This is a genomic window from Arsenophonus endosymbiont of Aleurodicus floccissimus (genome assembly GCF_900343025.1).
In the GTDB taxonomy this organism is placed as follows: domain Bacteria; phylum Pseudomonadota; class Gammaproteobacteria; order Enterobacterales; family Enterobacteriaceae; genus Arsenophonus.
In genome coordinates this window covers 1,009,310-1,021,843 of the sequence record NZ_OUND01000001.1, presented here as the reverse complement: position 1 = coordinate 1,021,843, position 12,534 = coordinate 1,009,310, and the positions used below count along the sequence as shown (strand labels likewise).

The following is a 12,534-nucleotide window of genomic DNA, read 5'->3' as shown; positions in this document are numbered from 1 at the left end:
ATTATTGTGATAAGGAAAAGAATTGTTTAACAAAAATTATTTAAATATTTCTTATCAATGGAATTAAATTTTATTTTGGTAAAAACTTATTGTGGCTTAAAAAGGTTTGGGTTTTATCTAATAATTAGGATTATTTATAAATTTGTGAAAAATGACAGTCGTTAATATAATCAATTGAGTTTTTTCAACAGAATTGTGCGCGTGATCATAAAATAGCGGAAGTGAAGCGGTTTTAAAACAGGTTTTTCCTGACATAATGGTGTAGTAAAAACGAAATATCAGTTACACTAGTTACTAACTATTAGTATTAGTTGAATGAGCTGTCACGTTTTAGCTAGCGATGTTTTTTGATTTGCAGTTGTAAGGTAAAAGGTGTGAAGAGAGCGTTATTTTATAAACAAAATAGTGGTGAGAAGAATTAAGTTAAAAAAAATTGATATATGTCTGTTTATTGTGATTTTTTCTTCTCATCTAATTATGGTTAGTGTGGTGTAATATTGCGCTAATTTAAGAGCAAAGCAATGACACCGTTTTTATTTATAATGAGTAAGCAGCGAGTATGTCTACATCTATTGAAGTATTTGCTCATCATTGGGCTTTTGCAATATATCTTATCAGTGCTCTTGGTCTGTGTTCCTTAATGTTACTTGGTGCTTATTACCTCGGTGGTAGATCCCAAGCCAGAGCAAAGCATATCCCTTATGAATCGGGCATTAATTCTGTTGGTAGTGCCCGTTTGCGTATATCAGCCAAATTTTACTTGGTTGCAATGTTTTTTGTTATTTTCGATGTTGAAGCGTTATTCCTTTATGCGTGGGCAGTCTCTATTAAAGAAAGCGGTTGGTTAGGCTTTATTGAGGCAAGTATTTTTATTTTGGTGCTATTGGTGGGCTTATTCTACTTGGTTCGTATTGGGGCACTTAATTGGACGCCAGAGCGTTCACGTGGCCATGTCGCAAAACCGAGTGAAATAATTAAAACCAACAATCGTCACCCCTAGTAAAATTGAGGCATTCAAAGATGGATTATACGCTCACTTGCATTGACTTAAATGGTGAGAATGACCGTTATCCCTTGCAAACACAGCAAGTTGTCGGGGATCCATTAGAGCAGCATGTTCATCGTAGTGTTTATATGGGTAAATTAGAGCATGCTTTACATAATATGGTGAATTGGGGCAGAAAGAATTCTCTTTGGCCGTATAATTTTGGCCTTTCTTGTTGCTATGTTGAAATGGTGACTTCTTTCACTGCGGTGCATGATGTCGCCCGATTTGGTGCTGAGGTACTAAGGGCATCACCGCGACAGGCTGATTTTATGGTTGTTGCAGGAACCTGTTTTACTAAGATGGCACCTGTTATTCAACGACTTTATGATCAGATGTTAGCGCCTAAATGGGTAATTTCTATGGGGGCATGTGCTAACTCTGGTGGTATGTACGACATTTATTCTGTTGTACAGGGGGTTGATAAATTTCTTCCTATTGATGTCTATATACCAGGTTGTCCACCACGTCCTGAAGCTTATATGCAAGCTTTATTATTATTACAAGAATCGATTGGTAAAGAACGTCGTCCATTATCGTGGGTGGTCGGCGATCAGGGGGTTTATCGCGCCAATATGCAATCTGAAAAAGAGCGTAAGCTTTGTGAAAGAATAGCGGTCAAAACGCTACGAACACCCGATGAAATATAAGGATTAAAAATATAAGCTATTTAGCGTAACAGAAGCAATGTGTTGCGGTCGTAATAAACCTGATCAAGCGTTGTGGTGCATAATGATAACAGATAAGATAACGCAAGAGAGTGTCAGGCCGGTATGGCAAACTTATGATCATTGTGATGATCCAATAATTTTGACACTGCGTAACCAATTCAGTCCAGATGCGTTCACTATTCAATCAACTCGTACCGGAATGTTGGTTATATGGATCAAACGTGAACAACTTCTTGCTGTAATAGAGTTTTTGAAAAAACAGCCTAAATCTTATGTAATGCTGTTTGACCTGCATGGGGTTGATGAGCGGCAAAGAGTATATCGGCAAGGTTTGCCTGAAGCCGATTATTCCGTTTTTTACCATCTTATTTCCATTGAGCGCAATCGCGATATTATGTTGAAAGTGGCGCTTAACGAGAAAGATCTTAATATTCCCTCTACGGTTTCTTTATTTCCCAATGCTAATTGGTATGAGCGTGAAGTGTGGGATATGTTTGGCATAACATTTAATGGCCATCCGAATTTACGGCGGTTATTAATGCCAATGACCTGGGAAGGACATCCGTTATGTAAAGATTATCCGGCCAGGGCCACAGAATTTGATCCTTTTGTTTTAACCAAACAAAAGCTTGATTTAGAGATGGAGTCACTGACCTTTAAACCCGAAGAATGGGGGATGGCGAGAAGTAACGAACATGAAGATTTTATGTTCTTGAATCTGGGCCCCAATCATCCCTCATCTCACGGAGCCTTTCGAATTGTACTGCAACTAGATGGTGAAGAGATTATCGACTGTGTACCGGATATAGGTTACCATCATCGCGGTGCCGAGAAAATGGGCGAGCGCCAATCCTGGCACAGTTATATTCCCTATACTGACCGCATTGAGTATTTAGGTGGCTGTGTTAATGAAATGCCTTATGTATTAGCGGTAGAAAAACTAGCAGGAATTGATGTTCCTGATCGGGTTAAGACTATCCGCGTTATGTTGTCAGAGTTATTCCGTATTAACAGTCATTTACTCTATATCAGTACCTTTATTCAGGATGTCGGTGCCATGACACTGGTTTTCTTTGCATTTACCGATCGCCAGAAAATTTATGACATTATTGAAGCGATCACCGGTTTCCGTATGCATCCAGCTTGGTTTCGGATCGGTGGTGTTGCTCATGACTTACCGAAAGGCTGGCAAAAACTATTGCAGGAGTTCCTTGACTGGATGCCAAAGCGATTGGATTCATATGTCAAGGCAGCATTGGAAAATAGTATTCTTAAAGGGCGTTCAGTTGGTGTAGCTGCTTACACGACTAAAGAAGCATTAGATTGGGGGGTCACTGGCGCCGGATTACGTGCGACAGGCCTTAATTTCGATATTCGTAAATGGCGACCCTATTCAGGTTATGAGAACTTTGAATTTGAAGTTCCTATCGGCAACAATGGCGATTGTTATGATCGTGTGATGTTAAAAGTGGAAGAACTGCGGCAAAGCCTGCGTATTCTTAAGCAATGCTTAAATAATATGCCTGCAGGACCATTTAAAGCCGATCATCCGCTAACTACTCCACCACCGAAGGAACGCACTTTACAACATATTGAAACCATGATTAATCATTTTTTACAAGTTTCATGGGGGCCAGTAATGCCTGCAAATGAGGCTTTTCAGATGATTGAAGCAACAAAAGGGATCAATAGTTACTATCTGACTAGTGATGGTAATACTATGAGTTATCGCACCCGCGTTCGTACACCAAGTTTTGCCCATTTACAGCAAATTCCTGCGGTGATTAGAGGCAGCCTGGTGTCTGATCTTATTGTCTACCTTGGTAGCATTGATTTTGTCATGTCAGATGTGGATCGTTAATGATGCAAGATGAATTTAATCCCAATCAACAGCAAAAGCGGCTCGATGTCGCTAACATGGTAGAGTCTCACACCAAACATGATTTTGCCTTGACGACAGAAGAGCGAGAAGAGATCGAGCAAGAAAAACATCACTATGAAGATGCCAGAGCCGCTTCGATTGAAGCATTAAAAATTGTACAAAAAAAACGCGGTTGGGTGGCAGATGGGGCTATTTATGCAATTGCCGATCTGTTAGGTATTCCTGCTAGTGATGTAGAAGGAGTGGCTACCTTCTACAGTCAAATTTATCGCCAACCTGTTGGTCGTCATATTATTCGCTATTGTGACAGTGTGGTTTGTCATATTACCGGTTATCAAGGTATCGAGGCTAAAATTATCAAATTATTGAAGATTGCGCCCGGCCAAACAACTACTGATGGCCGGTTTACCTTATTACCAACTTGTTGTCTGGGTAACTGTGATAAAGGTCCGACTATGATGATTGATGAGGATACCCATAGTCATGTAAAGCCATCTGATATTCAACGGTTATTGGAGCAATATCCATGACAACACAGCGACAAATTACCCGTAGTGCGCAGACACATCCATTAACCTGGCGGTTACGTGAAGATCAGCAACCAGTCTGGTTAGAGGAATACTTAAGTAAAAGTGGTTACCTAGGTGCTAAAAACGCCCTAAAAAGTATGCCGCCAGATCAAGTTGTTAGCTTAGTTAAAGATGCTGGTCTTAAAGGTCGTGGTGGTGCTGGTTTTTCTACCGGTCTCAAATGGAGTTTAATGTCGAAAGATGACAGCATGAATATCCGTTATCTACTTTGCAATGCGGATGAAATGGAGCCTGGAACCTATAAAGATCGTCTTTTAATTGAACAGCTACCGCATTTGTTGATCGAGGGAATGTTAATTGGTGCTTTTGCATTAAAAGCGTACCGTGGGTATATCTTCTTGCGTGGTGAATATATCGAAGCTGCTAAACATTTACGTAAAGCAATTGAGGAAGCGAAAGTAGCGGGTTTATTAGGTAAGAATATTCAGGGTACGGATTTTAATTTTGAGCTTTTTGTGCATACTGGTGCTGGGAGCTATATTTGTGGTGAAGAAACAGCGCTGATTAACTCCCTTGAAGGGCGCCGTGCAAATCCGCGCTCAAAACCGCCTTTTCCGGCAACATCCGGTGCCTGGGGTAAGCCGACTTGTGTCAATAACGTGGAAACACTTTGTAACGTGCCTGCGATTATTGAACATGGTAAAGAGTGGTATCTCGGCCTTAGCGAAGGTAAAAGTAAAGATGCCGGAACTAAGCTGATGGGATTTTCTGGGCGAGTTAATAATCCAGGGTTGTGGGAATTACCTTTTGGTATCACTGCTCGCGAGATCCTGGAAGATTATGCAGGTGGAATGTGTAAAGGTTTAACGCTTAAAGCCTGGCAACCAGGCGGGGCTGGTACCGATTTTCTAACTGAAGCGCATCTCGATTTGGCCATGGATTTCGACAGTATCGCTAAAGCAGGTAGCCGTCTGGGTACCGCGCTTGCCATGGCGGTTGATAATGAAATTAATATGGTTTCTTTAACCTGCAATTTAGAGCAATTTTTTGCTCGCGAATCCTGTGGCTGGTGTACACCGTGTCGGGATGGCTTACCCTGGAGTGTGAAAATTCTACAGGCGTTAGAGCGTGGTGAAGGACAACCGGGCGATATTGAAACATTAGAGCAACTTTGTCGCTTTCTTGGGCCAGGTAAAACTTTTTGTGCTCATGCACCAGGAGCAATAGAACCTTTGCAGAGTGCTATCAAATATTTTCGTGCTGAATTTGAAGCGGGCATCAGCCAACAGAATTTTGCCAACTTGAGTCAAATTGCTGGCATTCAACCAAATTTGTTAAAGCAGCGTTGGTAATAACTTACGCTAAGCTGAATAAAAACATATTTAAGTCGACTGAATTTTTGATTAACGCCTGCTGAAAAAGCAGGCCATTAGGAAGCATGCTGACTATGGCTACAATATATGTAGACGGCAAACGATATGATGTAAATGGGGCTGAAAACCTATTGCAGGCCTGTCTCTCTCTGGGTCTGGATATCCCTTACTTTTGCTGGCACCCAGCTTTAGGAAGTGTTGGTGCTTGCCGTCAATGCGCAGTTAAGCAATATCAAAATGCTGACGACACACGTGGTCGTCTGGTAATGTCTTGCATGACACCGGCTTCTGATGGAACCTATATTTCCATCGATGATGATGAAGCCAAGCAGTTTCGTGCAAGTGTTGTTGAGTGGTTGATGACAAATCACCCACATGATTGCCCAGTTTGTGAAGAAGGCGGCAATTGTCATTTACAAGATATGACGGTGATGACTAGTCATACAATGCGTAAATATCGTTTTACCAAAAGAACACATCATAATCAGGATCTAGGTCCATTCATGGGTCACGAAATGAATCGTTGTATCGCTTGCTATCGCTGCGCTCGTTATTACAAAGATTATGCTGATGGCACCGATCTGGGGGTTTATAGCGCCCATAGTCACGTCTATTTTGGCCGGGTGGAAGACGGTACGCTAGAGAGTGAATTTGCTGGCAATTTAGTTGAGATCTGCCCAACGGGGGTTTTTACTGATAAAACCCATTCTGAACGTTACAATCGCAAGTGGGATATGCAATTTGCACCAGGAATATGTCAACAGTGTAGTCTTGGTTGTAATACAAGCCCTGGTGAACGTTATGGTGAATTACGCCGAATTGAAAACCGTTATAATGGGGTGATAAATCACTATTTTTTATGTGATCGTGGCCGCTTTGGTTACGGTTATGTTAATCGTAAAGATCGACCTCGTCAGCCCCAATTAGTTAAAAAAGCAAAACGACACACTATTTCGGTGATGGAGGCGATGCAAACGGGCGCCAAAATTTTACGCCAAGCAAAAAAGACTATCGGTATTGGGTCACCAAGAGCTAGTGTCGAGAGCAATTATGCATTATGGGCACTGGTTGGCGAAGAAAATTTTTATTCAGGTATATCGACAGCAGAACAACGTCATCTCGAACTAATGGTTAATATTCTGCAAAAAGGAGGCGTCTATACGCCGACATTGCGTGAAATTGAAAATTATGACGCGGTGCTGGTTTTGGGGGAGGATTTAACCCAAACTGGAGCTCGTATAGCATTAGCGGTTCGTCAGGCGGTTAAAGGTAGAGCAAGGGCGATGGCTGAAGCACAAAAAGTGGCAGATTGGCAAATTGCCGCCGTGTTAAATATTGGCCAACGGGCTAAATACCCATTATTTATCACTAATATTGATGATAGCCGTTTAGATGATATTGCTGCATTAAGTTATCGGGCGCCGGTTGATGATCAAGCTCGCTTTGGTTTTGCTATTGCCCATGCTTTGGACAGCAACGCGCCAGCTGTGAATGATTTGCCTGCGGATATTAAAGCAAACGTTGAATTAGTTGCTGCAGCGTTATTGCAGGCCAAAAAGCCACTTATTATTAGTGGTAGTAATGCCGGTAGTGAAGCGCTTATCCAGGCTGGCGCTAATATTGCTTTTTCATTAAACGCGAAAAATGTTAAAGTTGGAATTAGCTATATTGCAGCTGAAGCTAATAGCTTTGGCTTGGCTTTAATGAATGCTCAATCGCTAGATATGGCAATGGAGCGTATTTCATCCGGTGAAGTTGATACTGCGGTAGTAATGGAGAATGATCTTTATCGGCATAGTAATGTTGATAGTGTTAATAATGCTCTAAAAAAGCTAAATAAATTGATTGTTACGGATCATCAACATACTACTATTATGGATCAGGCGGATCTGATTTTACCCGCTGCCAGCTTTGCTGAAAGCACTGGAACATTAATTAATAATGAAGGTCGGGCGCAACGTTATTTTCAGGTGTTTGATCCGACTTATTACCAACTTAATATTGCCATTAATGAAAGTTGGCGTTGGTTACATTCATTGCGGGCAGAGCTCGAAACACGTCAAATCGATTGGTCACAATTAGATCATGTTATCCAGGCCTGTATAACCGCTATGCCGCAGTTTGCGGCTATTGTCGATGCGGCACCTAATGCCACATTCCGTATCCATGGACAAAAATTAGCCCGTTCGCCCCAACGTTATAGTGGACGTACCTCAATGTTGGCTGATATAGAGGTCAGTGAACCTGGTCAACCATGTGACATTGATACGCCATTTGCTTTTTCGATGGAAGGTAACAATAGCCCCACCGCTATTCGCCAACAAATTCCGTTTGCTTGGTCGCCAGGCTGGAATTCACCTCAAGCGTGGAATAAGTTTCAAGCTGAAGTCGGCGGCCATTTACGTTTTGGCGATCCGGGGATCCGATTATTTGATTCAACTGATAGTCACTTAGATTATTTTACTGCTGTTCCGCTTGCCTGGCAGCGGCAAGATAACCAATGGACGGTTGCACCTTACTATCATTTATTTGGTAGCGATGAAACCTCACAGCGAGCTGAAGCAATACAACAACGTATGCCAGAAGCTTACATTATGCTCAATTATCAGGATGCTGAAAACCTGGCTGTTAAAGCTGGGACAGTGCTTGAATTCAGTTATGGTGGGCAAATTTATCGATTGCCAGTTCGTCTCAGTTATCATTTGGCGTCAGGACAGATTGGTTTACCTTTAGGTATGCCTGGAATCGCACCAACGATGGCAGGTATGGCGGTGAAAAATTTACGGAGGGCGACATAGTGACTCTATTTTCTGCTGAAGTCACCGCAGCGATTATTGCTGTCCTACAAGCAATAGTTATTTTGCTGGTGTTGGTTATTTGCGGCGCTTTAATGAGTTTTGGTGAACGTCGTTTATTGGCACTGTTCCAGAATCGCTATGGACCTAATCGGGTAGGTTGGGGAGGCTCATTACAGATTGCTGCTGATATGATTAAAATGTTATTTAAAGAAGATTGGATCCCACAATTTTCAGATAAGTGCATTTTTATATTGGCACCAGTAATCGCCTTTTGTTCAATGTTATTGGTGTTTGCCATTATTCCCATTAGCGCAACTTGGTATGTTGTTGATCTTAATATAGGTCTGCTGTTTTTTTTCATGATGGCCGGCTTAGCGGTTTATTCTGTACTGTTTGCAGGTTGGTCAAGTAATAATAAATACTCTTTATTAGGCGCGATGCGCGCCTCAGCTCAGACGTTAAGTTATGAGGTTTTTCTCGGCCTTTCATTAATGGGTGTCGTTGCCCAAGCTGGCTCCTTTAACTTAATTGATATTGTCAATTCGCAAGCTGGATTATGGAATATTATTCCACAATTTTTCGGCTTTTTAACCTTTGTCATCGCGGGTGTTGCTGTTTGTCACCGGCATCCATTTGATCAACCTGAATCAGAGCAAGAACTGGCCGATGGCTATCATATTGAATATTCCGGTATGAAATTTGGTCTGTTTTTCGTCGGCGAATATATCAGTATTGTCACCGTTTCTGCATTAATTGTGACCTTATTTTTCGGCGGCTGGCTTGGCCCATTTTTACCTGGCTTTATTTGGTTTGCATTAAAAACAGCCTTCTTCATGGTGATGTTTATTCTTGTTCGCGCCTCATTACCACGTCCGCGTTATGATCAAGTGATGGCTTTTGGTTGGAAAGTGTGTTTGCCATTGACGTTGATCAATCTGTTAGCAACCGCAGCAGTTATTCTATGCAACGCTTAATAAGGGAGGATTGAGCCATGACATTAAAAGAGTTAGTGGTTGGTTTGGCCACCCAGGTACGTAGTATTTGTATGATCGGGCTACATGCTTTTCATAAACGTGAAACGAAAATGTACCCGGAGGAGCCGGTTTATGTACCTCCTCGTTATCGCGGGCGTATTGTATTGACCCGAGATCCTGATGGTAAAGAACGTTGTGTGGCTTGTAATTTATGTGCGGTAGTTTGTCCGGTTGGCTGCATTTCATTACAAAAAGCGGAACAGCCAGATGGCCGTTGGTATCCGGAATTTTTTCAGATTAATTTTTCCCGTTGTATTTTCTGCGGTTTATGTGAAGAGGCTTGTCCGACTACCGCTATTCAACTAACGCCTGATTTTGAAATGGGGGAATATAAACGCCAAGATCTGGTCTATGAAAAACAAGATTTGTTGATTTCAGGGCCAGGTAAATATCCAGATTATAATTTTTATCACAAAACGGGTATGGCAATTAGTGGTAAAGATAAAGGTGAAGCGGATAATGAAGCTAAGCCTATTAATGTTAAAGATTTGTTGCCATAAAGGAGCGATGTTTATGGAATTTGCATTTTCTGTCGCTGGATTGGTGGCTATTTTGGCGACGCTTAAGGTAATAACACATACCAATCCAATACATGCGCTGTTGTATCTGATCGTTTCTCTGTTAGCTTTATCGATCGTTTTCTTCTCGGTTGGTTCTTATTTTGCCGGTGCCTTAGAGATTATCATCTATGCCGGGGCTATTATGGTGCTGTTTGTGTTTGTGGTCATGATGCTTAATTTAGGTAAATCAGTCGTTGATCAGGAACGTGCCTGGCTACAACCAAAAGTATGGATTGGTCCATCTATCCTTTCAGTGGTTTTACTTAGCGTGATTATCTATGCCATTGTTTCAATAAAACATAGCCAGATAAAAGGTCAGATGATTAGTGCTAAGGAGATTGGTATGAGCTTATTTGGTCCTTACGTATTAGCCGTTGAACTGATTTCTTTACTGTTATTGGCGGGTCTTGTCGTAGCATTTCATATTGGACGTGAAAAGTGGCTTAACTCTCTGGATAGTTATTCGGATGTGGAGGAACAAGTATGATCTTTCTGCAACACGGTTTAATTTTAGCGGCAATTTTATTCGTATTAGGTTTAAGCTGTCTGCTGATCCGGCGCAATTTTCTCTTTATGTTAATTGGATTAGAAATAATGATTAACTCAGCCGCATTGGCTTTTGTGGTGGCGGGTAGTTATTGGGGACAATCTGATGGTCAAGTCATGTATATTCTAACGATTAGCTTAGCTGCCGCGGAAGCAAGTATAGGATTGGCGTTGTTATTGCAACTTCATCGTCATCGCCAGAACCTTAATATTGATGAAGTCAGTGAGATGCGCGGATGAATCTACTCTATTTAACCATTCTGCCACCACTATTTGGATTTCTACTACTCGCATTCTCTCGCGGACGTTGGTCTGAAAATGTGTCCGCTATTATCGGGGTCGGTTCGGTAGGGTTGGCAGCACTGGTAACATTTTGGCTAGCGATTAATTTTTGCGCTAATAATGCTGACGGTGGTTATGCTTATCGTCAGACATTGTGGCACTGGATAGTAGTAGGCGACTTTAACATTCCAATTACACTGGTACTTGATGCTTTATCGTTAATCATGTTGGCAGTTGTGACAAACGTCGGCTTTTTAATTCATCTATACGCTTCTTGGTATATGCGTGGTAAAGAAGGTTATTCTCGTTTTTTTACTTATACCAATTTGTTTATTACCAGTATGGTTGTTTTAGTTTTGGCTGATAACATGATGCTAATGTACCTAGGTTGGGAAGGCGTCGGGTTATGTAGTTACTTGCTAATCGGTTTTTATTATACCAATCCAGAAAATGGCAAAGCAGCCATGAAGGCTTTTTTTGTCACGCGGATTGGTGATGTATTTTTAGCCATTGGCATGTTTATTCTCTATAACCAATTTGGCACCCTTAATTTCCATCAATTGAGCATACTGCTACCACAACAAATTAGTGTAGGCTCTTCGCTGATTAATTGGGCTACGCTAATGATCCTTGGCGGTGCAGTCGGTAAATCCGCTCAGTTACCTTTGCAGACCTGGTTAGCCGATGCAATGGCGGGGCCAACCCCAGTATCTGCACTTATTCATGCAGCAACGATGGTAACTGCTGGGGTTTATTTGATCGCACGCACGCATAGCCTATTTTTGTTGGCGCCGGAAATATTGCACTTAGTCGCTATTATTGGTGCAGTCACCCTAATATTGGCTGTGTTTGCGGCCTTAGTACAAACAGATATCAAGCGAGTATTGGCGTATTCGACGATGAGTCAAGTAGGTTATATGTTTTTAGCTCTAGGTGTTCAGGCTTGGGATGCGGCTATTTTTCATTTAATGACCCACGCTTTCTTTAAAGCTTTACTCTTTTTATCTGCCGGTTCAGTGATTGTTGCCTGTCACCATGAACAAAATATATTCGAGATGGGTGGCTTACGTAAAACGTTACCCTTTGTTTATGGTTGTTTTTTAATCGGCGGTGGCGCGCTAGCGGCAATACCACTAGTTACTGCCGGTTTTTATAGCAAAGACGATATCTTATGGGGAACAGCTCTTCAAGGAGAAACAGTTTTACTCTGGGCTGGTATAGTTGGCGCATTTATGACCGCACTTTATACCTTCCGTATGATTTTTATTGTCTTCCATGGAAAAAAACAGATCTCAGCTCAAACTGTCGGTGGTATTAGTCATACTCTGCCGTTAGCGGTATTAGCAGTTTTATCTACGGTTATTGGTGCACAGATTGTTCAACCGCTAGTGGGCATATTTCCTGTCAATGAAACAATCAATGAGTCGCGTAAAGTTAGGCTAGAAATAATTTCAGCAATTGTTGCATTATTGGGGTTGGTACTGGCGGTATTCCTCTATATGGGTAAACGTAAGGTTGTTAAATCAATTGCTAAAAGCGCAGTAGGGCGTTTCTTTACTGTTTGGTGGTATCAGGCTTGGGGATTTGACCAACTTTATAACCTTATTTTTGTAAAATCATTTAAAGCAATTGCTCAATTATTAGCAAATAATCCTGTCAATTCATCAATGAATATTCCTGCTGTGATGTCACATTGGGGCAATAAAGGCTTAACGTTCAGTCAGAATGGGCAGATCCGTTGGTATTTGGCTTCTATGGGATTAGGGGCAGTGTTGATGTTAACACTGTTACTTCTGGTTTAATTAAGGGACAT

The 12,534-nt window shown here is 41.6% G+C and carries 11 protein-coding genes; all 11 read left to right on the top strand.

Annotation, left to right across the window (positions count from 1 at the left end):
• Positions 1 to 559: 559 nt before the first annotated feature.
• The 11 genes from ARADI_RS05560 (at position 560) to nuoL (ending at position 12,523) form a co-directional block, all read left to right on the top strand.
• The gene (locus tag ARADI_RS05560) at positions 560 to 1,000 is read left to right on the top strand and encodes an NADH-quinone oxidoreductase subunit A (RefSeq protein WP_119711398.1); all 441 of its coding nucleotides are present in this window, start codon (positions 560 to 562) and stop codon (positions 998 to 1,000) included.
• Between the two features lie 20 nt (positions 1,001 to 1,020).
• A complete protein-coding gene (locus ARADI_RS05555; protein WP_119711397.1) occupies positions 1,021 to 1,695 on the top strand; it encodes a NuoB/complex I 20 kDa subunit family protein in 675 nt (224 codons plus the stop codon).
• Positions 1,696 to 1,777: 82 nt separating this feature from the next.
• Positions 1,778 to 3,577, top strand: coding sequence for an NADH-quinone oxidoreductase subunit C/D (nuoC, locus tag ARADI_RS05550; protein WP_439647090.1), 1,800 nt, complete (start codon positions 1,778 to 1,780; stop codon positions 3,575 to 3,577).
• Between the two features lie 56 nt (positions 3,578 to 3,633).
• Entirely contained in the window at positions 3,634 to 4,128 is a 495-nt protein-coding gene (nuoE, locus tag ARADI_RS05545) for an NADH-quinone oxidoreductase subunit NuoE (protein WP_238149252.1), read from the top strand.
• Positions 4,125 to 5,480, top strand: a complete 1,356-nt coding sequence (gene nuoF, locus ARADI_RS05540) for an NADH-quinone oxidoreductase subunit NuoF (protein WP_119711396.1) — start codon at positions 4,125 to 4,127, stop codon at positions 5,478 to 5,480. The genes nuoE and nuoF overlap by 4 nt, the downstream gene beginning before the upstream one ends.
• A gap of 86 nt (positions 5,481 to 5,566) precedes the next feature.
• Positions 5,567 to 8,299 carry an NADH-quinone oxidoreductase subunit NuoG gene (gene nuoG, locus ARADI_RS05535; protein WP_119711395.1) on the top strand — a complete coding sequence of 911 codons (2,733 nt, stop codon included), beginning with the start codon at positions 5,567 to 5,569 and terminating at the stop codon, positions 8,297 to 8,299.
• Positions 8,299 to 9,273 (top strand): NADH-quinone oxidoreductase subunit NuoH, encoded by a 975-nt coding sequence (gene nuoH, locus ARADI_RS05530; protein ID WP_119711394.1) that lies wholly within the window; start codon positions 8,299 to 8,301, stop codon positions 9,271 to 9,273. The genes nuoG and nuoH overlap by 1 nt, the downstream gene beginning before the upstream one ends.
• Positions 9,274 to 9,290: 17 nt before the next feature.
• Positions 9,291 to 9,833: an NADH-quinone oxidoreductase subunit NuoI gene (gene nuoI / locus ARADI_RS05525; RefSeq protein WP_119711393.1), complete on the top strand. Its 543-nt coding sequence runs from the start codon at positions 9,291 to 9,293 to the stop codon at positions 9,831 to 9,833.
• Positions 9,834 to 9,846: 13 nt separating this feature from the next.
• The gene (gene nuoJ, locus ARADI_RS05520) at positions 9,847 to 10,380 is read left to right on the top strand and encodes an NADH-quinone oxidoreductase subunit J (protein ID WP_119711630.1); all 534 of its coding nucleotides are present in this window, start codon (positions 9,847 to 9,849) and stop codon (positions 10,378 to 10,380) included.
• Positions 10,377 to 10,679: an NADH-quinone oxidoreductase subunit NuoK gene (gene nuoK, locus ARADI_RS05515; RefSeq protein ID WP_119711392.1), complete on the top strand. Its 303-nt coding sequence runs from the start codon at positions 10,377 to 10,379 to the stop codon at positions 10,677 to 10,679. The genes nuoJ and nuoK overlap by 4 nt, the downstream gene beginning before the upstream one ends.
• Entirely contained in the window at positions 10,676 to 12,523 is a 1,848-nt protein-coding gene (nuoL, locus tag ARADI_RS05510; RefSeq protein WP_119711391.1) for an NADH-quinone oxidoreductase subunit L, read from the top strand. Before nuoK ends, nuoL begins: the two co-directional genes overlap by 4 nt.
• The last annotated feature ends 11 nt before the right edge of the window (positions 12,524 to 12,534 follow it).

Excerpts from the sequence above, each read along its gene's own strand:
- nuoJ (WP_119711630.1), top strand. The coding sequence starts at position 9,847 with ATGGAATTTGCATTTTCTGTCGCTGGATTGGTGGCTATTTTGGCGACG.
- nuoL (WP_119711391.1), top strand. The coding sequence starts at position 10,676 with ATGAATCTACTCTATTTAACCATTCTGCCACCACTATTTGGATTTCTA.
- nuoG (WP_119711395.1), top strand. The coding sequence starts at position 5,567 with ATGCTGACTATGGCTACAATATATGTAGACGGCAAACGATATGATGTA.
- nuoK (WP_119711392.1), top strand. The coding sequence starts at position 10,377 with ATGATCTTTCTGCAACACGGTTTAATTTTAGCGGCAATTTTATTCGTA.
- nuoC (WP_439647090.1), top strand. The coding sequence starts at position 1,778 with ATGATAACAGATAAGATAACGCAAGAGAGTGTCAGGCCGGTATGGCAA.
- ARADI_RS05555 (WP_119711397.1), top strand. The coding sequence starts at position 1,021 with ATGGATTATACGCTCACTTGCATTGACTTAAATGGTGAGAATGACCGT.
- nuoF (WP_119711396.1), top strand. The coding sequence starts at position 4,125 with ATGACAACACAGCGACAAATTACCCGTAGTGCGCAGACACATCCATTA.
- ARADI_RS05560 (WP_119711398.1), top strand. The coding sequence starts at position 560 with ATGTCTACATCTATTGAAGTATTTGCTCATCATTGGGCTTTTGCAATA.
- nuoI (WP_119711393.1), top strand. The coding sequence starts at position 9,291 with ATGACATTAAAAGAGTTAGTGGTTGGTTTGGCCACCCAGGTACGTAGT.
- nuoE (WP_238149252.1), top strand. The coding sequence starts at position 3,634 with ATGGTAGAGTCTCACACCAAACATGATTTTGCCTTGACGACAGAAGAG.